Below are 21,224 nucleotides of genomic sequence, written 5' to 3'. Positions count from 1 at the left end.
TAAGGATAAGGGGACCGTTAGATAATGGTCCCCTTCACTAATTTTTATCGTCCAACTGGAAAATCAAATGGAACAGATCCTACTGGTGAATGTTGGATAATATCGATAAAAGGTATTGTATATGCAGCTAAAATTAATGCTACTGTTATACCAATCCATAGTTTCCAATTTTCAAAGTAACGAGGAGTTGCTTCTGCATCTTCTTCCTCTTCAGCAATAGGGAATTCTTCTAAGCCTTTTGGAGCAAAGAATGTTAATTTAATAAAGATATAGACCATTAGAATGATACCGATGAAAAGTATTGTTCCACCGATCGCTTGTGCCATTTGGTAACCAATCCATTCTGTTACTTGATCTCCACCAGCATATTCAGAGTAAGCTGACCGTCTAGGTGCACCAAGTAGTCCTTGAATATGCATAGCTCCAGACATTATCGACATACCTACAGTCCAAATAATTGCTTGGATAATACCTAAACGATTGATTTTAGGTGTTAACACACGCCCTCTCAAGTGTGGAATTAACCAGTAACTAATTCCAAAGAATGTTAACATTACTGTTGTTGCAACTGTCAAATGGAAGTGACCTGTTACCCAAATAGTATTGTGTACAACAGCATTCATTTGGTGAGAAGCATTAATAATACCTCCAGCACCACCTGGGATAAAAGCTAACATCCCAATAAATGGAGCTAAGAAACGAACATCTTTCCAAGGTAGCTTTTTAAACCATCCGAATAATCCTTTTGCACCTTTACGGCGACCTGTAATTTCAAAAGTAGCAAACATTGAGAAGGCTGTCATTAAACTTGGAATGACCACCATAAACGTCAAGACTACTTGAATGAACTTCCAAGTTGGATTAATACCAGGTTCTGTTAACTGATGATGGAAACCAACTGGAATAGAGAAGAATAAAAATAAAATAAATGACATTCTCGCTAAGGAGTCACTAAATAGTTTACCACCGATAATTTTTGGAATAATAGCATACCAAGCCATATAAGCAGGTAATAACCAGAAATAAACAAGTGGATGACCAAAATACCAGAATAACGTTCTACTTACTAATACATTAATTGTTTCTGCAAAACCTAATGACCATGGGATAAACTGAATTAAAACTGCAGCAGCAACCCCTAATGAAGCAATAAACCATAGCAAAGTATTTATGGTAACCATGAATGCAAGTAATGGTGACTTTTCACCAGGATGTCCTTTTTTCCAAACAATTAACTGACGCCAATTAACAAATCCAGCAATCCAGCTACCGACAACTACTAATGCAAGTCCAATATAAAAGATGGGATGTGCTCTAAGTGGTGCGTAGAATGTATAAAGAACACTAGCTTCACCAAGAAGGATCATTGTAGCTGTAAGAATAGTACCAACTACCATAATCCAAAAGGCTAACCATGCAATCTTACGTTGTTTATCAGATATTCCAACTGTTTTTCCCATCAAAGAGAAATGGAACCCGATAATAAAATATGTTGTTAAGACAAGTCCAAGAATAACGCCGTGTACAGTAAGTACTTGGTAATAATCAATTCCGAACGGTAGGGTGAATTTACCTGAACGAACAAATACTTGCAGCAAACCCATTAAGCCACCTATAAATAAAGCGATAAATGCTACGGAAATATAAGACATATATAGACGTGAATCACGTTTTGCAATAGGTAGAGATTGGACTGATGATTTGTTTTCAATAACATTTTTAGCTAATTGCATTATTCATACACCTCCACAGTGGCATACATCATGTGATGCCCAATTCCACAATACTCGTTACATAGAATCGTATAAGTTCCTGGTTTATTCATCACTGTCTCAAGACTACTTACATAACCAGGTTCGACCATCATATTAACATTTGTTCCTGCAACATTGAATCCGTGAACAACGTCCTTAGTCGCTACTTGAAAGAGTACTGTTGAATCTTTAGGTATACGGATATGTTTTACAGATTTTCCTTCCTCATCTTTCCCAAGGTCATAATAGAATGCACTAGCAGCGATATTTAAAATATATTTATCTTCAGCTACTTGAGTTAGTCCTAAATTCTCTGGTTTAAATGCTTCATTAGATTGAATATTGTTTGGATCGATGGTTACACCATGACTTTGTGGATGTGTTCCCTGCCAGAACGCTCCATAAGCTAATACAGCAAGAAATACTACTAACGATCCAATCCCAAATGTTAACCAAATTTTTTCATACTTATGCAGATGCATTGTTTTTCACACTCCTTTTCAATTGACCTATCTCGAAATAAATAATGCAAATGCGCCAAACCAACTAATGATAATAATGGCGCCTAAGAGCATTACCGAAGCAAATGCTCCTTTTAGATTGGGCTTTTCTTTCTCAGATGCTTTATTTTCCTCTTGTTCTCGCATTAGAGATCCTCCCTTTGACATGTGATAATGATTACACCTTCATCATACACAAATTTCCAATGAAGAAGATGCCATAAAATAAACGTTCATTGTTTGTTCAATAGTGAACTTAAGGCCTTGGCGTTCCTGAATTCTTAATGAAAAGTAGCTTTTTAATTGTGGCAAATATTTGTAAAAAAAAGTAATAAATTTTGAAAACCGTTACAAACTAACTTCAAAAATTGCTTTTTAAAAGGTGAGATCATGACAATAATTTGTTCTGTTGGGAGAGCGATTCCAAAATATGAAATTACCCAAAATCGCATCAAAGATATAGTACAGACTATATTTGATTTTTCGGATAGAGAAAAAAATAGATTATTACCTGTTTTCGATAATGCGGCAATTAACGCTAGACAATTTGTTGTAGAAGAGGATTGGTTCTTACAGGAGCATAGCTTTGAAGAACGGAATCGTTTGTATCACAAATTCGCAATTGAATATTCGGTTGTAGCAATGGACGAATGTTTAAAGAATACAAATTTATTTCATGATATTACTTATGAAGATATAGATTTACTAGCCTTTGTTTCTAGTACAGGAGTATCAACCCCATCTGTCGATACATATTTGATGAATAGACGCCCATTTAGGAGTAATGTTGAACGAATGCCATTATGGGGATTAGGCTGTGCTGGGGGAGCAATAGGGTTATCCCGAGTACATAACTGGTTAAAAGCCAACCCCACTAAAACTGCCCTTCTTGTGAATTGTGAACTGTGTAGCCTGACTTTTCAAAGAACAGATAATAAGAAAAGTAACTTAATTGGGACAGCTTTATTTGGTGATGGTATAAGTTCCGTTTTATTAATAGGAGAGAAGTCTCCCTTTCGAAAATCTCTAGCTAAGCCGTCACCTCATATAAAAACATATAGTTCTTATACTAAAAAAAATAGTACTGACGTAATGGGGTGGAAAGTTATAAATACTGGATTCGAGGTGATCTTTTCTAAAAGTATTCCTGCACTTGTGAATACACTCTGGAAGGACCATATGGGTGAAATGTTACAAAATTTTAGTGTAAATATAGGTGATATTACTAGCGTTATTGCACATCCAGGTGGAAAAAAAGTTATGGAAGCTATGATGGATGCATTACACATCTCTGAGGAGCAGTTGAAATACACTTTACAAATTCTAAAAGACCATGGAAACATGTCATCTACTACTGTTTTATATGTATTACAAAAATGGTTAAGTGAAGATATACAAATAGGGAATAAAGGAGTTTTAACAGCCTTAGGGCCAGGTTTTAGCTCAGAAATATTATTACTGGAGTGGGATGTATAATGGCGTTATGGATGTGGATGTTAATCTTTTTTATAATCGGACAACGAATTTTCGAACTTGTCATCGCGAAAAAGAATGAAAGTTGGATGAAAGCAAGGGGTGGAATCGAGACAGGTAGTGAACATTATAAATGGTTTATTTATCTCCATGTTTTGTTTTTCTTAAGTGTCATACTTGAAACGATGATGAAATTAAATAATCAAATTATTGAATTTCGTTATTTTTACTTTTTAATATTTTGTTCAGCTCAGCTAGCGAGGTTTTGGTGTATACATTCATTAGGTAGATTTTGGAATACGAAAATAATTGTAATGCCGAGAGTTGCTTTAATTAAGAAAGGTCCATATAAGTATGTGAAACATCCAAATTACATTATTGTTGCAGTGGAGTTATTTGTCATTCCAATGTTGTTTAACGCATATTTAACAGCAATTGTTTTTCCATTACTACATCTTTTACTGTTACGTATTCGTATACCACTAGAGGAGAAAGCTTTAGCATCAGTTCCGAAATTGTGAAAAACTAACGTATTCATACTTCTTTTAGCAAAGCAAAAAAAAACGGTAATCAAAATTGATTACCGTTTTACATATATTGGTTTTATTATTTTTTAACTACGTTAGCTGCTTGTGGTCCACGATCGCCATCGACGATTTCGAAAGTAACTTCTTGACCTTCTTCAAGAGATTTAAAACCCTCACCTTGAATAGCTGAATAATGAACGAATACGTCGTTCCCGCCTTCGACAGAAATGAAACCATAACCTTTTTCTGCATTAAACCATTTTACTACTCCGTTTTCCATGTAAATAATTCCTCCTAAAAACTTTCACGTAAAACGTGTTAATACAAATCAGAAAAATGAGTATCAAAAAAGGCAGCCTCTTAAGAAAGACTGGATCATATCAACCCACTTCTTTCAGAAGCTACCATTTTTTAATGATCCATAAATCTTCTTTGCTTGTGTCAAATATAGCTTATTTTGATATGTCAGTCAAGTTGCAAATTGGTATATAATGCTGAATAATCCAATCTATCTGTTATTTAACTGACAATCATTGTATAATCATATTATGTTGCGTTTTTGTTTAATTATGTATCATAATAATTAGTTTGATTATCCAATAAATGTCTAAGGGGGAAAAGAATTTGTTAACAGATATTGAAATTGCACAATCTGCAAAGTTAAAGCCAATACAACAAATAGCTGAGGACTTAAATTTAACTTATGAGGATTACGAACCATATGGACACACGAAGGCTAAGTTGTCAGATAAGCTTTACCAAAAGTTAGAAGCTAAGCCAAACGGTAAAGTTATTTTAGTTACAGCAATTAGCCCAACTCCTGCAGGGGAAGGAAAATCAACCGTTACGGTTGGATTAGGTCAGGCGCTCAATAAAATTGGAAAAAAGACTGTCATTGCACTGCGAGAACCTTCCTTAGGTCCGGTTATGGGAATCAAAGGAGGAGCAGCAGGTGGAGGATATTCTCAAGTGCTACCAATGGAGGATATCAATCTTCATTTTACAGGTGACTTACACGCGATAACAAGTGCTAATAATGCTTTAGCTGCAATGATTGATAATCATATTCATCAAGGGAATGAATTAAATATTGATCCTAGAAGAATTGAATTTAAACGTGTGATGGACATGAATGACCGCGCATTAAGACAAATTATAGTCGGTCTTGGGGGACCTTCAAGAGGTATTCCGAGAGAAGACGGTTTCAATATTACAGTTGCTTCTGAAATCATGGCAATTCTTTGCTTATCAAACGATTTACAGGACTTAAAAAACCGAATCGCTAATATCGTAATTGGATATACATATAATGAAGAGCCAGTATATGCTCGTGATTTAAAAGTGGAAGGCGCATTGACATTACTATTAAAGGATGCGATTAAACCTAATTTAGTCCAAACAATCGAAAATACACCAGCTATTATACATGGTGGACCTTTCGCAAATATAGCTCACGGTTGTAATAGTATCATTGCGACGAAAACAGCTGCAAAATTAGGGGAGTATGTGGTGACAGAAGCAGGATTTGGAGCTGACCTTGGTGCAGAAAAGTTCCTTGATATTAAAACTAGAGCAGGAAACATTGATACTGATGCAGTAGTGATAGTTGCCACAGTTCGAGCTTTAAAAATGCATGGAGGTGTTCCAAAGAACCAGTTAACCGAAGAAAATATAAATGCCTTAAAGGTAGGGATAGAAAACCTGAAAAAACATATTGAAACAATTCAATATTTTGGGTTACCTTTTGTTATTGCCATTAATAAATTTCCAACTGATACGTCAAACGAAGTCGAATATATTAAAGCCTGGTGCGAGGAAAACTATTTTGATGTGGCTTTAACAGATGTTTGGGCTAAAGGTGGAGAAGGCGGTATCGAACTCGCTGAAAAGATTGTACAGGCTGCTGAAACAAAGGAAAAGAATTTTAAACGAGTTTATGATATAGAAGATTCTTTAGACGTTAAAATTACAAAAATTGCTAAAACAGTATATGGCGCAAAAGGTGTAGAGTTTTCAGCGAAAGCAAAAAAACAACTTACTTTCTTTGAAAAACAAGGTTGGGGGAATTTACCGGTTTGTATGGCTAAAACCCAATACTCACTTTCTGATAATCCTAGCTTGCTTGGTCGTCCAACGGATTTTACGATTACAATTAGAGAATTCCGACCTTCAATAGGTGCTGGGTTTATTGTCGCATTGACAGGAGATATTATGACTATGCCAGGTCTTCCGAAGAAACCAGCTGCATTAAACATGGATGTGACCAAAGATGGAAAGATTGTAGGTTTATTCTAATGAATCAAACAGAACAACTTTCGGCAATTCAAGATTATTGTAAGGAACTTTTTGGTAAAGATTCAAGTGGCCACGATTTTTTCCACTTAAAACGAGTAGCAAGGTTAGCGAGACAAATTGCAGTGGAAGAGAAGGCAGACACTTTTATATGTGTAGCAGGCGCATGGCTTCATGACGTAGGAGATCATAAATTGTTTTCTGATCCTGATAAGGCTCTAAGAGAATTGGATGATTTTCTAACAGCTATACGTGTTTCCGAAGTGAAAATTAAAGCAATTCATGCTGCGATTGAAAACATATCATTCAGTAAAGGAAAAATCCCTGTGACTATGGAAGGGAAAATTATTCAGGATGCTGATAGAATAGATGCAATAGGAGCTATCGGTATAGCAAGAACGTTTGCATATGGTGGGGCAAAGGGGAGACTTATGTATCATGATGTAGACAAAGAGTCTACTTCGTTGCAACATTTTTACGATAAAATTCTCCACTTAAAGGATACGTTACATACTAATGCTGCTATAGCAATTGCCCAACAGAGACATGAATTTGTAGAAACTTTTATAGCACAATTTTTGGAAGAGTGGGGTTACTGAAGCCTGTTAGATAAAATAAATTACAATTTAGTAACGATTATAAGGAGAACTTCTACTTGAGGTTCTCCTTATGTTTTAAGTATATTAGCCAGCAATCCGCTTTGCTCCTAAGTATCTTTGTTGCCAATATGCATCTCCCATATTACTTACTTCAACACCATCTAACCCCGCATGGATAAATTGACCATTTCCTACATAAATCCCAGCATGAGAAGGACCAGGTTTATATGTTTCAAAAAATACTAAATCACCTACTGAAAGTGAGTTGACTGGTGATCCAAAATTCCATATATCACTAACCGTTCTTGGTATCGTCACGCCATGTACGCTGTGTACATATTGTAAAAAACCACTACAGTCAAACCCACTAGGAGAAGTACCACCCCATACATAAGGAGTACCGACATATGCATAGGCAGTTTGGATAAAACTAGACGAATTTGCTGTAACGCTCACATTTTTAATCGTTGATTTTTCTTTTGGTTGTACACTTGCTTGAGCTGTTTGCTGTATTTCAGAGGTATATAGCGTATTTAATGATTGTTGTGGTGCCTCATCAAGAAAATCAATATCATGTTTTTCTTCCGCAAGTTCTACAGCCTTTTTAGTCAACGGGCCATAGATTCCATCAATCTCACCTTCATAGTACCCGAAGTACTGTAATGATTCTTGAACGATTTTTACATCTTCACTTCTTTGACCGGGATAAACAGAATCTGATAGATTCTCTAATCGTTTTATATGACGCTCAATTTCAACTTCAATTAGTGCAATTATCGTTTCTTTGTCAGCTTGACCAGAAATGGTAATATCATGATCCCGTTGAAACTTCTTAAGCGCATGCTCTGTAAGTACACCTAGTTCGCCATCAATCCTATCCTCGTAATAAGATAACTCATTTAATTTATATTGTAAAATTCTTACAGATTCACCATGGTCCCCATATTCTAAATGTTCCGCTTCGAGCAATGTTTTATTTTGAATAATCGGATACGCTCCAGCATAAAGGGCAAAAGGTTGACTAAGAACAAAGCTATATATTAGCGTATTCTTGGCAATATTTTCAACCGTACCATTTAACATGCATCATGACCCCTTTCAGTTTGACTCTTGTTAACTAGTTTTATTGCAAATATTATGGATTTATGAATTACGATTATGTTACAAGATTATTATGATACAATAATAAAAACAAAATAGATTTTAGGGGGAGTAGCTAGTGGTAACAGGAGAACAAGCTTATCTAGACTTATGTCATCATATTTTATCGAATGGAACAAAACGAGATGATCGAACTAATACAGGCACATATTCTGTATTTGGTCATCAAATGCGTTTTAATTTACAAGAAGGGTTTCCACTATTAACTACGAAAAGAGTGCCATTTCGTTTAGTTGCTAGTGAATTATTATGGTTTATAAAAGGCGATACTAATATACGTTACTTATTAGAAAATAATAATAACATTTGGAATGAATGGGCTTTTAAAAAATGGATTGAAAGTGATGAGTATACTGGTCCTGATATGACTGATTTCGGTAATCGCAGCCAAGTTGATCCTGAATTTAATAAACTCTACGAAGAACAAATGGAATATTTTAAGAAACAAATAGTATCAGATGACCAATTTGCCCAAAAATATGGTGACCTTGGTTCTGTTTATGGAAAACAATGGAGAGCATGGAAGACCTCGCAAAACGAAACTATCGATCAATTAAAAGAAGTAATTGAAGCAATACGTACTAACCCGAATTCCCGTAGACATATTGTATCTGCATGGAATCCAGAAGAGGTTCCGAATATGGCACTACCACCTTGTCATACATTGTTCCAATTCTATGTTGCTGATGGTAAGCTTTCTTGCCAGTTATACCAACGTAGTGCTGACGTGTTTTTAGGAGTACCGTTCAATATTGCGAGCTATGCATTATTAACTCATTTAATAGCTCATGAAACAGGGTTAGAAGTTGGCGAGTTTGTTCATACGCTAGGTGATGCACATATTTATGGTAATCATGTGGAACAAGTAAAAATTCAATTGAGACGTGATATGAAAGTAATGCCGGATATAAAATTAAACAAAGAGAAAAAGTCTATTTTTGATTTTGAATTAAGTGATTTTGAAATAATAGGCTATGATCCACATCCTACTATAAAAGCTCCTATTGCAGTATAAGGAGGAATAAATATGATATCATTATTATTTGCAATGGATCGTAATCAAGTAATTGGGGCAAATAATGATCTGCCTTGGCATCTTCCGAATGATTTAAAATTCTTTAAAGAAAAAACGACGGGCCGTACGATTATTATGGGAAGAAAGACATTTGATTCAATTGGACGAGCACTCCCTAATAGACGTAATATTGTATTAAGTAAAAGTGACATCGAGCTCCCTTTAGGGGTTGAATTAATCCAAGATATAAATTCTATACTTACTATGGATAAAAAGAACTCAGAAGAAGAACTCTTTATAATTGGTGGAGGGGGAATATTTGAACAAATTCTTCCTTTTGCTGATCGTATGTATATTACGTTAATTGAAGAGGAATTTAATGGAGATGTGTTTTTTCCAGATTTTTCACTTGAAATGTGGAAGGAAACATCAAGAGTAAAGGGTATAAAAGATGAAAAGAATCCCTATGATTATTACTTCATACAATATGATCGAATTAAGTAGTCTTGCGTGATGGTTGTATATTCATAATTTTACTGATAAAATAAAGGTGGTTATGGAGATGACCACCTTTATTTTTGAACGTTTTGTGATAGATTTCGAAGTTACATATGAAATGCATGTTTTATGATCTATAATGACATTAATCAGATAGAAGAAGGTGTATGTATGGCTGCAATTGGAATTCCAGGATTAATTTTAATACTTATTATTGCATTAGTTATATTTGGTCCGAAAAAGCTACCTGAAATTGGTAAAGCTGCTGGACAAACGTTACGCGAATTTAAGAAATCTACGAAGGATTTAACCGAAGATGTAACAGATGAAATTAAGGATACGAAAGATCTTGTAAAAGGGAAAGATAACAAATAAATCTTTTGGAGTGAGCATTTATGAGTAGTATCGGTGTACCCGGTTTAATCTTAATTCTTATTGTTGCATTAGTAATTTTTGGCCCTTCAAAGCTTCCGGAAATTGGTAAAGCTTTTGGTAGTTCGTTACGTGAGTTTCGTAATGCTGCAAAAGATATCGTTTCAGATGATGCTAAACAAGAAAAACCAGCAAATGAATACAACAATAAAAAATGACTAAATAAAGGTGTAAGGTTTCTAAACCTTGCATCTTCTTTTCTGTTTCAAACAGAATGATTTGAACTTTTTGAGGTGTAATGTATGGTACGGAACGATGTAGAGAAAGAAATGAATTTCACTGGGCATTTAGCAGAATTACGAAATAGGTTAGTTGTAACTGCTTTTTTCTTTGTTGTCTTTTTCATAGCTAGTTTTGCTTATGTCAAAGAGATTTATGGTTTTTTTGAAAGCCATATTGATTTTAAACTAACGGTAATTGGCCTAGGAGAAGTATTCTGGGTACAATTTACAATGGCGGGAATTGTTGCATTAGCAGCGACTATTCCAATATTAGCTTTACAAATATGGCTCTTTATTAAGCCAGGTCTAACACCAAAAGAAAGAAAAGCATCCTTAGCGTATATTCCTGCAATTTTTCTACTTTTTGTTGGTGGATTAGTTGTTGGATACATTATGTTTATTAACTTGATTCTTCCATTTCTTTTATCCTTAAATGATGGCATGTTCAATGAAATGTTTACAGTAGAAAAATACTTTAAGTTCGTTTTTCGTATTACATTGCCATTTGCTATTATTTTTGAAATACCTATTATCGCAATGTTCTTAACTAGTATCGGAATATTATCGCCTAGTAGTATGAGGAAAATGAGAAAATATGCTTATTTTATCTTAATTATTGTTGCCGCAATGGTAACGCCACCTGACTTTATTTTACCACTTATCGTTTCTGTTCCTTTCTTCCTTCTGTATGAAATCAGCGTCTATCTTTCAGGCATAGTGTATAGAAAGAAAGAGGAAAAACATCGTGAGTTTATGGAAGCGGAAAATTAAATTTTGAGGTGTTATATATGCGCTCGTTTTATCATTTTATGATGAGCTATCGTGGAAAAAAGAAACCAGATGATGAAAGTAGACTTGCTGATTGGATGTTTCAGGATCATAACTTTCCTAAGCAATCGGATAGCTATAATGAGATTAGTGAGTATTTGGAATGGAATAGTCCTTTTACGAATGCAATATCTGTTTTTGATTCTCTTTGGGAAGAGTACCTAATTAAAGAAAAAGATTAAAGGAATGGGCAGTCTATATTGACTTGCCCATTATTTGTTATTCAATTCGATATATAGCTTGAAATGGAATAGATAAAAGTTCTTCGTCTATATCCTTTAATAGAACTTTTTGGCTTCGTTGATCAAATTTCTTAATCGTACCAATAGTCTCTAACATTTTTCCATCATAGTAATATATCAGTTTGATAAGTCGTATTTCTTGATAGGCTTCCATCATTTGATTGTTTATTACCTCAAGCTCCTGTTCGTCAAGATAAGGTTTACGGGCACGTTTATCTTCACTCCATATTGTTTTTAAAAGTTCAACATGTTCAGGAAGCATTAATGATGTCCATTTGATGGACCCTCTATCATTAACCATTTATGATCACCTCACCATTATTATATACGAACATTCGTTTGCTTTTCAAGGAAGCATTTTACTATATAATGAGTAAACATGATAAAATAGTAGAAGAAATCACAAGGGGGAAGGAAGCATGAAAATATTACATACCGCTGATTGGCATCTTGGAAAGATTGTTAATAGCGTCCATATGACACAGGAACAGGAATATATCCTTAACCAATTATTAGATATTATTCGAACAGAGAAACCGGATGTTTTAGTAGTGGCTGGAGATTTGTATGACAGAGCTATTCCACCGAAAGAAGCAGTCGATTTATTAAATCGTGTGTTAACAACCCTTGTAACGGACATTAAAATCCCAGTATTAGCGATCTCAGGTAACCACGACAGTCCAGAACGTCTAGAATTTGGTACAGAACTATTTCGATCACAACGACTTTATATTGAAACAAGGCTAAATAGAAGTCTTGAACCAGTTATTATAGATGATGAGCATGGTCCAGTTTATTTCCATTTAGTTCCTTATATTGAACCCGCTGAGGCAAAGGAGCTTTTTAAAGATGACACGATAAATTCACATCAGACAGCTATGGAAGCAGTAACAAACTATATTAAAGAAAATAACGATATGAGTAAGCGCCACATCTTTGTAGGGCATGCCTTTGTAGCTGGTGGGATGGAGTCTGAATCTGAAGAAAGATTATCGATGATTGGTGGAACTCCGTATGTCGATGCCCAGCTATTCCAAGACTTTGTCTATGTCGCATTAGGCCACCTGCATCAACCACAACGAATTAAGCGCGATGAAGTTCGTTATAGCGGTTCTATATTAAAGTATTCATTCTCAGAAGCAAATCATAAAAAATCTATAACTATTGTAGAGCTAGATGAAGAGGGGAAATGCGAGTTGAAATATGTCCCATTAATACCGAAGCATGATTTGCGTATTGTGGAAGGATACTTTGAAGATTTACTTCAAAAACCATTAGAGAAAAACGAGGATTATTTGCACATACGTCTACTAGACAAGGGACAGATTATGGACCCTATGTACAAACTAAGAAAAATCTATCCCAACATTTTACGGTTAGAGCGTGTAGGCTATTCAACAACAAAAAGCTTATTAGACTTACAACAAATTAGACAAAAACAAACACAATCTCATACTGAATTATTTGCCTCTTTTTATGAGGATATAACTGGTGAAGAGATTGATGATAAGCGCATGGAATACATTGAGAAAACCATTTCAACAGTAATGGCAAAGGAAAGAGGGGAATAGAATGCGTGCTATCAAGTTAAGTATAACTGCCTTTGGTCCATATTTAGAGAAACAAACGTTAGACTTTGAGCAATTAGGAGATGAATCTATTTTTCTAATTACCGGCCCAACTGGTGCTGGGAAGACAACTGTTTTTGATGCAATTTCTTATGCGTTATATGGCAAAGCAAGCGGATTAGACCGTGATCAGGATTCCCTTAGAAGTCACTTTGCTGGAATTGATGAGCCTACTGAAGTGGAATTTCGTTTTGCGTTAAATAATAATGTATATGAGATTATACGACATCCGAAGCAACAAAAGAAAAAAGAACGAGGGGACGGATACACAGAGGAACCAGCTAAAGCAGTATTGTATGAAATTGTCAATGGTGAAAGGCAATTGATTTCCTCTCGCATAAAAGATGTAAACGAAACAATTGAAGCAAAACTAGGATTCGATTATGAGCAATTTCGAAAAATGGTGCTAATACCTCAAGGGGAGTTTCGAAAGCTAATTTCTGAGAATAGTAGAGAACGTGAAGCAATTCTCCAAAAAATATTTCGTACCCACTTTTATGAAAAGATGACTGATGAATTAAAGGTACAAGCTAAAGAGTTAGAGACTGAAATTAAAAAGCTAGAAACAGATATTGAGTACGACATTTCTAATGTTGATTGGCAGCAAGTCGAACTAGAGGAACAGGATACAATTGAAATACGATTAGAAAAACTAAAAAAAGAAATCGATGAAATGAAAAAACAAGAAATAGAACAAAATGAAGCCAAAGTAAACCATCAGAAAAAGGTAAATTTAGCAGAGGACAGGCTTCGAAAAGCAAGTATTATTGAAGAAAAATTTATAGAGCAAGAGACGCTACTACTAGAAAGCGAACGTCTAAACCTGATGGAAGGCTCAATTAATGAAAAAAAAGAGAAACTTCATCTTGCTAAAATAGCACAACAAATCGTTCCACTTGAAGAACAAGCAGAGGCGCGTAAAACTGAGTGGCAAACGCAAGTTAATAAACTTCAGGAGCAAGAAAAAGCAGTAAAACATCTAAAACTTGAATATGAACATATTAAACCAAAATATGAAGAAGCGATAAATAACGAAAAAGAACGAGAAAGCTTAAAAGAAGAAATTAACCAAGGGCTAAAACAACTAGAATCCATTAATCATTACTTAGAATTAAAAAAGAAACAAAATGAATTAGAACAGAAGAAAGTTCAAGGAACTGAAAAACTAAATAATCTCCAAGTCAGTCTAACGGATATGGAAAAGTCTCTAGAACATTTAGATGGACAACTTGCTGAGGAAAGCATGCTTACAAAAGCTTTTTACGAAACAAATATTGCGTTAACCAAACAGGAAGAAATAAAAAATAAAATACATGAATATCAAATAGAAAATCGGAAGCTTTTAGGTTTAAGGAAAAAGTATTCGGTAGCACAACTTAATTATAAAGAAAAACAAGAAGAAATTAGAAAGTTAAAAGAACAATATGATGCATTACAATTAGCACAAAAAGAACAATATGCCATCATACTTGCTCACCAGTTAGTTCCTGGTGAAGCCTGTCCCGTTTGTGGATCAACTCACCATCCTAATATAGCAGTACAAGACACAATCGAAAATCACTTTGAAGAATTAGAAAAATTAAAATTACTAATTCAACGAAAAGAACATGAGTTTGAAATGGTTCAGCAAGAATTTGTAAATCATAAAACAAACGGACAATCGCAACGCTCTTTAGTTGATAAGCTAGAAGACCAGTTAAAAGCCATATTCCCTGGATTTGTAATGGAAGAAATTACGAATTTAGAAGAAAATGTTACAAACGAAATTCAAAGTATTAAACGAAAATTGGATGGAATAACTGTAAAACAAAATGAAATCAAGGCCATTCAAGAGAAAAAAATAGCTTGTCAACATAAGAGGCAGGAGTTAAAACAAACGTTTGATTTAGAATCTAAAAATGTACAAGAGGTCAGTGATCAGCTACTACAAACTATTGCCAAAATAGAAGAATTAGAGAGCCAGTTGCCTAAAGATATTGAGGACCCACAGTCTTTCAGATTAGCACTTAAACAAAAAGAAAAAAACTATGAAAGAATTGTACATGAATGGGAAACGATAAAGGCGACCTATGAAAGAACAAAGGAATTACTACAGAAACAAATGACCGTTTTAGAACAAATTCAAGAATTCGAACAAGTGACAAAGAAAACCTATGAAACGCATTATGAGAATTTTCTTTTGGCTATTAAATCAAATGAATTTATTAGTATAGAAGATTATCACAAGGTGAAATTACCGATTGAACAACAAAAGCAATTTGAGCAAGAAATAGAGGAATTCGAATCTTCTATAAAGAAAATAAACTATCGTTTAGAAGAACTGAAGGAACAACTTACCAACGAACAAAGAGTTAAATTAGACGAGATTGAGGAAGAAGTTAATCTAATTAAACAGGAACTACAATTGATTTTAGAAAAACTGTTAAAAATTCAATCAAAGATCAAACATGATGAGGAGACATTGAAACGACTAAATGAAAAAATTGATAGAAAAAAAAGTTTAGAAGGAGATTATTACATCGTTGGGTCATTGGCAGACTTATCAAGTGGAAATAATTCATTACGTCTATCTTTTGAACGCTTTGTGCTAGCCTCCTTCTTGGATGAAATCCTATTACAAGCAAATGTTCGTTTAGATCGAATGACGGATCACCGTTATCAACTTGTTCGAAGCGGAGAAGTGGCTAAACGAGGTGCACAGAGTGGACTTGATTTAGAAGTGATGGACCACCATACTGGTATAACACGATCAGTTAAAACATTATCAGGAGGAGAAGGGTTTAAAACAGCCTTAAGTTTAGCATTAGGTTTAGCTGATGTTGTACAAGCACATGCTGGTGGAGTACAGCTAGATACATTATTTATTGACGAAGGCTTTGGTACGTTGGATGAAATATCGCTTCAACAAGCAATCGATTGTTTAAAAGATTTACAAGAAAGTAATCGATTACTCGGAATTATTTCCCATGTACCAGCATTGAAAAATGAGATTCATACGAAATTAGTGATTGAACCTTCCCACAGAGGATCAAAATTAGGCTTCCGTTTCGGTTAATAGTTAAAAAATTCAAAATATGCCTTCTTTCGTCAAGAATCGCATAGAATCGTTAGGAATATGTTGTTTCTTGCGGTTACCCGGGAAATATAACCATTTAATCCTTATTTTTATTTTGTTAGCCTACACCCTTTACGACTAGAAACGTACAATGAACTAGAGATAACTATGGAAATGAGGGATGGCATTATGGTATTCCCACCAAACAGACAATCTAGACATAGTATGCCTAGAAACGATTTTATGTTTCCAAATCAAGGCTACCGTCAAATGCCAGCAAGAAATAATCATATTACAGGTTTTCTACAGCAGTTTATCGGACACAACCAAAATATAGGTCAAATGGCATCAAGGGGCGTGGAAGGCATTGCGAAAACCTTAAACGGTGTTCAACAAGTGTTACGAGTTGTCGATACTGCCGCTCCAATAGTGAAACAATATGGTCCACTGGTACGTAACCTACCTGCGATGTACCGAATGATGAAGGCATTTAAAGATATGGAAAGTACAGAGCAACAAGAGGAAAGTAATGTATTAGAGAGCATAACTCAAGATTCGTTACCAAGTAGTAATGATGAACAGTCACCTGTTAAAAGAACAGGAACTGGCCAATCTACACCAAAATTATTCATATAAATGGAGCACCACACTTGATTTTTCCTACAAAAAAGGAAAAAATGAATGGTAGTAGGAATAATTGGAGGTAATAAATATGACAGATAGATTCGAAAAAGCCACTTTTGCAGGTGGTTGCTTCTGGTGCATGGTGGAGCCTTTTGATACTCGTCCAGGTGTAGAGCGTGTTGTTTCTGGTTATACAGGTGGGCATGTAGAAAATCCAACTTACGAACAAGTATGTTCTAATACAACAGGACATGTGGAAGCGGTACAAATCACTTTTAATCCAGAATTAATGCCGTACGAACAACTACTGGAGACGTTTTGGCAACAAATAGATCCGACTGATCCAGGAGGGCAATTTAACGATCGAGGAGAATCTTATCAAACAGCGATTTTTTATCATAATGAAAAGCAAAAGGAACTTGCTGAAAAGTCAAGGCATGCTTTAGAGAAAAGTGGAAAGTTTTCGAAACCTATTGTCACCAAAATAATTCCTGCCAAGCCTTTTTATGAAGCAGAAAAGGGGCACCAAGACTATTATAAAAAACAATCCTTCCATTATCGCCTCTATAAAAAAGGCTCGGGCAGGGAAGATTTCATAAAGAATACTTGGAAAGTCGACAAGACAAACCTAAAAGAGAAACTAACACCACTTCAATATCATGTAACACAAGAAAAAGGAACGGAGCGTCCTTTCCAAAATGAATACTGGGACAACCAAGAAGAAGGTATTTATGTAGATATAGTATCAGGAAAACCATTATTTTCTTCAAAGGATCAGTACGATGCAGGATGTGGTTGGCCAAGCTTTACAAAACCAATTGATGCGTATGAAGTAGTAGAAGAATTAGATACATCACACGGTATGATCCGTACAGAAATCCGTAGTAGAACAGCCGATTCACATTTAGGACATGTATTTGAGGATGGACCGAAAGAGCAAGGTGGCCTACGATATTGTATGAATTCTGCAGCAATGCGTTTTGTTCCAAAAGAGAATATGGAAGAAGAAGGTTACGGTCACTTACTAAAATTATTCGATTAAAAAATATCTGTTTACCATAATAAGATTATGTTAACTAAAGGGGTCAAATTAATTATGATGCATTTAAAGTGGGAAAATAATCCAACAATTAAACAAATTGAATGTGTACATGCAAACGCGAAAAAATTCGTTGTAGATAATAAGTTAACACCAGGGAAAAAATATGACGTCAAAAATGAAACGGAAGAGTTCTATTTTATTTTTGATGACAGTAATCGTATCGCAGGATTTCGCAAAGATTATTTTAAAGAAGTTTAATATTATCCGGCCGATTATAGGCCGGAATATTGCTACATATAGAAATATGATATAACTACTTGATTCAAAACATGATGGAGGGGTCAACATGAAAGTTGTTACATTAGTTGGAAGTATTCGAAAAGAATCATTGAACATGAAGATCGCTAAATTTATGCAGGAGCGATATAAAGATAAATTTGATATGAGTATATTAGATATAAGCGTATTACCTTTTTATAATCAAGATGAGGAACATAATCCTCCAGAAGTAGTAAAAGATTTCAAAAAAGAAATAGCAAGTGCTGATGCTGTTATTATTGTTACTCCTGAGTACAACTGGTCGATTCCAGGTGTTTTAAAAAATGCACTGGATTGGGTTTCCCGTGTTGAAAGAGTTTTCGTTAATAAACCTGTTTTTCCATTAGGTGCTTCTCAAGGAGTACTTGGAACCATTCGTGCTCAACTTCATTTAAGGGAAATATTATCCTCTACTGGAGTTCACGCAAAAGTACTTCCGCCAGGTGGAAATGAAGTTTTAATTAACCTGGCAGCTCAGAAAATTGAGCAAGAAACTGGTACTATAACCGATATAACTACTATCGAATTCCTAGATAGCAAAGTGGACACATTTATAGATTTTATCAATGCACAACGTCCATAACGTAAGAGAGGAGCAGGGTTATTCCAACCTTGCTTCTTTTTAAATTGATTTTGGGTGCTCATTACGTATTCCAATCTACGACTTCAATCGTATGAAAAAAATGAAAAAGGTGATTCTATTAGTAATTGCTTGAACAATAAAATAAAGTTCTGTAGTATAATTACTATAATATGGCATTTATACAGGTTTATATTTTGTAAAAGGAGGGTCTTACATGGCATTTGTCATTACGTCGCCTTGTAAAACAGAAAAAGCAGGGGAATGTGTGGAAGTATGTCCTGTTGATTGTATAGAAGAAGGCAAAGATATGTTTTTTATAGATCCAGATATTTGTATCGATTGTGGTGCTTGTGAAGCAGTATGTCCAGTTGAAGCAATTTTCATGGAAGACGAAGTACCGGAAGAGGAAAACGAGTATATCTTATTGAACCGTAAGTTCTTTGAGGATAGATAATTAAGCGTCGCTACCATTATAGGTAGCGATTTTTATTTTTGGGAATGCGATGTAATGTTTGTCAGTTTCATTAATGGTAACTAAAATTATCATCACGAGTGAGTGGATGATATGTTTTTATCTTCTTTAATATAAATTTCAATATTCCTTTCACTACATTCTACTTAAAATACTACTATTCTGTTCATAAGGCTTCTTACCTATCTACGCTAGTAATAACTTACTCAATCGCCGGAAATCTAATTCATATTTCATTGACTCTGCTCACTGCAAATACTTATCCCTTTTTATAAAATACCATATAAATCCAACTAATATTGGAAATACTGATTATTGATATTTTCAATGATGACATAATTGCTCGATACTTGCAGTTAATGAAGGAGTGGTTTATTGATGGCTGAATCAAAAGAATTACCGCAGTTTCCGGAATCATATTGGAGGAAGACTGACATCGAAAGTTATCCTAAATTAGAGGAAGGAATAAAGGTAGACGTTGGTATTGTTGGAGGAGGAATTGTAGGTATTACAGCTGCTTATTTACTTGCTAAGCAAAACGTGAAAGTAGCTTTAATTGATGCTGGAGAAATATTAAATGGTACAACTGGGCATACCACTGCTAAAATTACAGCTCAGCATGGTCTTATTTATGATGAATTTATTAAGCATTTTGGTGAAGAGAAAGCTAAATTGTACTACGAAGCACAAATGAATGCTAAAGATTTCATTGAAGAAATAGCTAAAGAATTATCCATTGATTGCGAATTTGAAGAACAAGATGCAATTATTTACACGAACTCAGATGATTACATAACTCAATTAGAAACGGAGAAGAAAGCATACGATACTTTAGGTATTGAAAGTGAATTAACCGATACTATCCCAATTAAAGCCCATCATAAAAAAGCATTAATTATGAAAAAGCAAGCCCAATACCATCCAATAAAGTTTTTAAAAGTATTAGCTGAAGAAGCCGTTAAACATGGTGCCAAATTTTATGAAAATACTACGGCTATTGATGTGGAATATAATAAGCATCCGGCTATAATCACTAGAGATGGACATCGGATTATATGTAAGAATGTATTCGTAGCATCCCATTTTCCATTTTATGATGGTCAAGGGTTTTATCCGACTAGAATGTATGCAGAAAGAGCGTATGTTCTAGCAATAAAATCAAAAAAGAATTATCCAGGTGGGATGTATATAACAGCTGAAGAACCAACCCGCTCGTTACGATCGGTGAAAATTGATGGGGAAGAAGCGTGGCTTGTAATTGGAGAAAACCATAAAACAGGGCAAGGGAAGTCTACCATCGACCATTACAAAGCATTACAAGATTTTGCAGAGGCACAAATTGGTGTTGAGGAGATTTTATATCGTTGGTCAGCGCAAGATTTAACTACATTAGATAAACTTCCTTACATTGGTAGAATTTCCGAGGAAGAAGATACAGTATTTGTTGCTACAGGATTTCGAAAATGGGGGATGACTAATGGAATCGTTGCAGCAAGAGTCATAACGGATATTATTCAGGGAAACGATAATCCTTTTTCTGAGTTATTTTCTCCTTCTAGGTTTCAGGCAGATCCTTCTTTACGTAAATTCGCACGTATAAATGCAGATGTAGCAAAGCATTTAATCAAAGGTAAGCTAGAATTTACGGATCAAACGATTAAATCTTTATCAAAGGATGATGCTACTGTAACTCGTATAAATGGAAAGAGAGCAGGTGTATATAAGGATCAAGAGGAGAATTTCCATTGTGTTGATACAACATGTACTCATATGGGTTGTGAAGTCGAATGGAATTCAGGAGAAAGAACGTGGGATTGTCCTTGTCATGGTTCAAGGTTCTCTTATACTGGAGAGGTAATGGAAGGACCCGCCAAAAGGCCACTTGAGCGGATTGAGCTTGAATAATTAACTTTCCTAGAATTGTTGCTAGCCGTACGGTTGTAAATAACTGTACGGTTGT

At 34.9% G+C, this 21,224-nt stretch carries 24 protein-coding genes; 18 read left to right on the top strand and 6 right to left on the bottom strand.

Features of this window, described 5'->3' with window-relative positions; genetic code table 11:
- Positions 1 to 44 precede the first annotated feature (44 nt).
- From AB1K81_RS05440 to AB1K81_RS05430, 3 genes are read right to left on the bottom strand one after another with little or no spacing between them, the layout of a single operon-like run.
- Entirely contained in the window at positions 45 to 1,733 is a 1,689-nt protein-coding gene (locus AB1K81_RS05440) for a b(o/a)3-type cytochrome-c oxidase subunit 1 (protein WP_412975614.1), read from the bottom strand.
- Complete coding sequence (locus AB1K81_RS05435) at positions 1,733 to 2,236, bottom strand: cytochrome c oxidase subunit II (RefSeq protein ID WP_412975613.1); 504 nt, start codon at positions 2,234 to 2,236, stop codon at positions 1,733 to 1,735. The genes AB1K81_RS05440 and AB1K81_RS05435 overlap by 1 nt, the downstream gene beginning before the upstream one ends.
- Positions 2,237 to 2,263: 27 nt before the next feature.
- Positions 2,264 to 2,401 (bottom strand): cytochrome c oxidase subunit 2A, encoded by a 138-nt coding sequence (locus AB1K81_RS05430; protein WP_412975612.1) that lies wholly within the window; start codon positions 2,399 to 2,401, stop codon positions 2,264 to 2,266.
- A gap of 243 nt (positions 2,402 to 2,644) precedes the next feature.
- On the opposite strand from AB1K81_RS05430, the gene AB1K81_RS05425 reads away from it, so the two are divergent.
- Together AB1K81_RS05425 and AB1K81_RS05420 are read left to right on the top strand one after the other, a co-directional pair.
- Positions 2,645 to 3,730 carry a type III polyketide synthase gene (locus AB1K81_RS05425; protein WP_412975611.1) on the top strand — a complete coding sequence of 362 codons (1,086 nt, stop codon included), beginning with the start codon at positions 2,645 to 2,647 and terminating at the stop codon, positions 3,728 to 3,730.
- Positions 3,730 to 4,248 carry an isoprenylcysteine carboxyl methyltransferase family protein gene (locus AB1K81_RS05420; RefSeq protein WP_412975610.1) on the top strand — a complete coding sequence of 173 codons (519 nt, stop codon included), beginning with the start codon at positions 3,730 to 3,732 and terminating at the stop codon, positions 4,246 to 4,248. Before AB1K81_RS05425 ends, AB1K81_RS05420 begins: the two co-directional genes overlap by 1 nt.
- 85 nt (positions 4,249 to 4,333) lie before the next feature.
- Here AB1K81_RS05420 and AB1K81_RS05415 read toward each other — a convergent pair whose 3' ends face one another.
- Positions 4,334 to 4,534 (bottom strand): cold-shock protein, encoded by a 201-nt coding sequence (locus tag AB1K81_RS05415; RefSeq protein WP_412975609.1) that lies wholly within the window; start codon positions 4,532 to 4,534, stop codon positions 4,334 to 4,336.
- Positions 4,535 to 4,857: 323 nt separating this feature from the next.
- Between AB1K81_RS05415 and AB1K81_RS05410 the strand changes: the two genes are divergently transcribed.
- Together AB1K81_RS05410 and AB1K81_RS05405 are read left to right on the top strand one after the other, a co-directional pair.
- Entirely contained in the window at positions 4,858 to 6,549 is a 1,692-nt protein-coding gene (locus tag AB1K81_RS05410) for a formate--tetrahydrofolate ligase (RefSeq protein ID WP_412975608.1), read from the top strand.
- Complete coding sequence (locus AB1K81_RS05405; protein ID WP_412975607.1) at positions 6,549 to 7,145, top strand: HD domain-containing protein; 597 nt, start codon at positions 6,549 to 6,551, stop codon at positions 7,143 to 7,145. Before AB1K81_RS05410 ends, AB1K81_RS05405 begins: the two co-directional genes overlap by 1 nt.
- Positions 7,146 to 7,229: 84 nt before the next feature.
- Here AB1K81_RS05405 and AB1K81_RS05400 read toward each other — a convergent pair whose 3' ends face one another.
- The gene (locus tag AB1K81_RS05400; RefSeq protein ID WP_412975606.1) at positions 7,230 to 8,228 is read right to left on the bottom strand and encodes a C40 family peptidase; all 999 of its coding nucleotides are present in this window, start codon (positions 8,226 to 8,228) and stop codon (positions 7,230 to 7,232) included.
- Positions 8,229 to 8,364: 136 nt separating this feature from the next.
- On the opposite strand from AB1K81_RS05400, the gene AB1K81_RS05395 reads away from it, so the two are divergent.
- From AB1K81_RS05395 to AB1K81_RS05370, 6 genes are all read left to right on the top strand, one after another.
- A complete protein-coding gene (locus tag AB1K81_RS05395) occupies positions 8,365 to 9,321 on the top strand; it encodes a thymidylate synthase (RefSeq protein ID WP_412975605.1) in 957 nt (318 codons plus the stop codon).
- Between the two features lie 12 nt (positions 9,322 to 9,333).
- On the top strand, positions 9,334 to 9,825 hold the full coding sequence (locus AB1K81_RS05390) for a dihydrofolate reductase (protein WP_412975604.1): 492 nt from the start codon (positions 9,334 to 9,336) through the stop codon (positions 9,823 to 9,825).
- 165 nt (positions 9,826 to 9,990) lie between these two features.
- Complete coding sequence (gene tatA, locus AB1K81_RS05385; RefSeq protein WP_412975603.1) at positions 9,991 to 10,194, top strand: twin-arginine translocase TatA/TatE family subunit; 204 nt, start codon at positions 9,991 to 9,993, stop codon at positions 10,192 to 10,194.
- A 20-nt stretch (positions 10,195 to 10,214) separates the two neighbouring features.
- Positions 10,215 to 10,409 (top strand): twin-arginine translocase TatA/TatE family subunit, encoded by a 195-nt coding sequence (locus AB1K81_RS05380; RefSeq protein ID WP_412975602.1) that lies wholly within the window; start codon positions 10,215 to 10,217, stop codon positions 10,407 to 10,409.
- Positions 10,410 to 10,493: 84 nt separating this feature from the next.
- The gene (tatC, locus tag AB1K81_RS05375) at positions 10,494 to 11,243 is read left to right on the top strand and encodes a twin-arginine translocase subunit TatC (RefSeq protein ID WP_412975601.1); all 750 of its coding nucleotides are present in this window, start codon (positions 10,494 to 10,496) and stop codon (positions 11,241 to 11,243) included.
- 17 nt (positions 11,244 to 11,260) lie between these two features.
- On the top strand, positions 11,261 to 11,482 hold the full coding sequence (locus AB1K81_RS05370; RefSeq protein ID WP_412975600.1) for a YozE family protein: 222 nt from the start codon (positions 11,261 to 11,263) through the stop codon (positions 11,480 to 11,482).
- A gap of 37 nt (positions 11,483 to 11,519) precedes the next feature.
- Here the strand turns inward: AB1K81_RS05370 and AB1K81_RS05365 are convergent, their stop codons facing one another.
- Positions 11,520 to 11,843 (bottom strand): YolD-like family protein, encoded by a 324-nt coding sequence (locus tag AB1K81_RS05365; protein ID WP_412975599.1) that lies wholly within the window; start codon positions 11,841 to 11,843, stop codon positions 11,520 to 11,522.
- 118 nt (positions 11,844 to 11,961) lie between these two features.
- Here AB1K81_RS05365 and AB1K81_RS05360 point away from each other — a divergent pair, with 118 nt between their 5' ends.
- The 8 genes from AB1K81_RS05360 to AB1K81_RS05325 all read left to right on the top strand — a co-directional run bounded on the left by AB1K81_RS05360 (position 11,962) and on the right by AB1K81_RS05325 (position 21,169).
- Complete coding sequence (locus AB1K81_RS05360; protein WP_412975598.1) at positions 11,962 to 13,113, top strand: exonuclease SbcCD subunit D; 1,152 nt, start codon at positions 11,962 to 11,964, stop codon at positions 13,111 to 13,113.
- Between the two features lies 1 nt (position 13,114).
- Positions 13,115 to 16,225, top strand: a complete 3,111-nt coding sequence (locus tag AB1K81_RS05355) for an AAA family ATPase (protein ID WP_412975597.1) — start codon at positions 13,115 to 13,117, stop codon at positions 16,223 to 16,225.
- Between the two features lie 189 nt (positions 16,226 to 16,414).
- A complete protein-coding gene (vrrA, locus tag AB1K81_RS05350) occupies positions 16,415 to 16,861 on the top strand; it encodes a VrrA/YqfQ family protein (RefSeq protein ID WP_412975596.1) in 447 nt (148 codons plus the stop codon).
- Between the two features lie 76 nt (positions 16,862 to 16,937).
- Positions 16,938 to 17,891 (top strand): peptide-methionine (R)-S-oxide reductase MsrB, encoded by a 954-nt coding sequence (gene msrB / locus AB1K81_RS05345; protein ID WP_412975595.1) that lies wholly within the window; start codon positions 16,938 to 16,940, stop codon positions 17,889 to 17,891.
- Between the two features lie 54 nt (positions 17,892 to 17,945).
- Positions 17,946 to 18,149 (top strand): DUF6501 family protein, encoded by a 204-nt coding sequence (locus AB1K81_RS05340; RefSeq protein WP_412975594.1) that lies wholly within the window; start codon positions 17,946 to 17,948, stop codon positions 18,147 to 18,149.
- Positions 18,150 to 18,237: 88 nt separating this feature from the next.
- A complete protein-coding gene (locus AB1K81_RS05335) occupies positions 18,238 to 18,792 on the top strand; it encodes an NADPH-dependent FMN reductase (RefSeq protein ID WP_412975593.1) in 555 nt (184 codons plus the stop codon).
- A gap of 214 nt (positions 18,793 to 19,006) precedes the next feature.
- Entirely contained in the window at positions 19,007 to 19,246 is a 240-nt protein-coding gene (locus AB1K81_RS05330; protein WP_412975592.1) for a ferredoxin family protein, read from the top strand.
- 396 nt (positions 19,247 to 19,642) lie between these two features.
- Entirely contained in the window at positions 19,643 to 21,169 is a 1,527-nt protein-coding gene (locus tag AB1K81_RS05325) for an FAD-dependent oxidoreductase (protein WP_412975591.1), read from the top strand.
- Positions 21,170 to 21,224: the final 55 nt, after the last annotated feature.

Origin of the sequence: Ornithinibacillus jepli (assembly GCF_047228935.1) — a bacterium.
Classification (GTDB): Bacteria; Bacillota; Bacilli; order Bacillales; family Amphibacillaceae; genus Ornithinibacillus.
The sequence above is the reverse complement of the archived record's forward strand: the minus strand, read 5'-3'. Positions and strand labels throughout refer to the sequence as shown.

Excerpts from the sequence above, each read along its gene's own strand:
- AB1K81_RS05425 (WP_412975611.1), top strand. The coding sequence starts at position 2,645 with ATGACAATAATTTGTTCTGTTGGGAGAGCGATTCCAAAATATGAAATT.
- AB1K81_RS05360 (WP_412975598.1), top strand. The coding sequence starts at position 11,962 with ATGAAAATATTACATACCGCTGATTGGCATCTTGGAAAGATTGTTAAT.
- msrB (WP_412975595.1), top strand. The coding sequence starts at position 16,938 with ATGACAGATAGATTCGAAAAAGCCACTTTTGCAGGTGGTTGCTTCTGG.
- AB1K81_RS05430 (WP_412975612.1), bottom strand. The coding sequence starts at position 2,401 with ATGCGAGAACAAGAGGAAAATAAAGCATCTGAGAAAGAAAAGCCCAAT.
- AB1K81_RS05420 (WP_412975610.1), top strand. The coding sequence starts at position 3,730 with ATGGCGTTATGGATGTGGATGTTAATCTTTTTTATAATCGGACAACGA.
- AB1K81_RS05415 (WP_412975609.1), bottom strand. The coding sequence starts at position 4,534 with ATGGAAAACGGAGTAGTAAAATGGTTTAATGCAGAAAAAGGTTATGGT.
- AB1K81_RS05365 (WP_412975599.1), bottom strand. The coding sequence starts at position 11,843 with ATGGTTAATGATAGAGGGTCCATCAAATGGACATCATTAATGCTTCCT.
- tatA (WP_412975603.1), top strand. The coding sequence starts at position 9,991 with ATGGCTGCAATTGGAATTCCAGGATTAATTTTAATACTTATTATTGCA.
- AB1K81_RS05325 (WP_412975591.1), top strand. The coding sequence starts at position 19,643 with ATGGCTGAATCAAAAGAATTACCGCAGTTTCCGGAATCATATTGGAGG.
- AB1K81_RS05440 (WP_412975614.1), bottom strand. The coding sequence starts at position 1,733 with ATGCAATTAGCTAAAAATGTTATTGAAAACAAATCATCAGTCCAATCT.
- AB1K81_RS05370 (WP_412975600.1), top strand. The coding sequence starts at position 11,261 with ATGCGCTCGTTTTATCATTTTATGATGAGCTATCGTGGAAAAAAGAAA.
- AB1K81_RS05380 (WP_412975602.1), top strand. The coding sequence starts at position 10,215 with ATGAGTAGTATCGGTGTACCCGGTTTAATCTTAATTCTTATTGTTGCA.
- AB1K81_RS05405 (WP_412975607.1), top strand. The coding sequence starts at position 6,549 with ATGAATCAAACAGAACAACTTTCGGCAATTCAAGATTATTGTAAGGAA.
- AB1K81_RS05330 (WP_412975592.1), top strand. The coding sequence starts at position 19,007 with ATGGCATTTGTCATTACGTCGCCTTGTAAAACAGAAAAAGCAGGGGAA.
- AB1K81_RS05340 (WP_412975594.1), top strand. The coding sequence starts at position 17,946 with ATGATGCATTTAAAGTGGGAAAATAATCCAACAATTAAACAAATTGAA.
- tatC (WP_412975601.1), top strand. The coding sequence starts at position 10,494 with ATGGTACGGAACGATGTAGAGAAAGAAATGAATTTCACTGGGCATTTA.
- AB1K81_RS05355 (WP_412975597.1), top strand. The coding sequence starts at position 13,115 with ATGCGTGCTATCAAGTTAAGTATAACTGCCTTTGGTCCATATTTAGAG.
- AB1K81_RS05335 (WP_412975593.1), top strand. The coding sequence starts at position 18,238 with ATGAAAGTTGTTACATTAGTTGGAAGTATTCGAAAAGAATCATTGAAC.
- vrrA (WP_412975596.1), top strand. The coding sequence starts at position 16,415 with ATGGTATTCCCACCAAACAGACAATCTAGACATAGTATGCCTAGAAAC.
- AB1K81_RS05400 (WP_412975606.1), bottom strand. The coding sequence starts at position 8,228 with ATGTTAAATGGTACGGTTGAAAATATTGCCAAGAATACGCTAATATAT.
- AB1K81_RS05390 (WP_412975604.1), top strand. The coding sequence starts at position 9,334 with ATGATATCATTATTATTTGCAATGGATCGTAATCAAGTAATTGGGGCA.
- AB1K81_RS05435 (WP_412975613.1), bottom strand. The coding sequence starts at position 2,236 with ATGCATCTGCATAAGTATGAAAAAATTTGGTTAACATTTGGGATTGGA.
- AB1K81_RS05410 (WP_412975608.1), top strand. The coding sequence starts at position 4,858 with ATGTCTAAGGGGGAAAAGAATTTGTTAACAGATATTGAAATTGCACAA.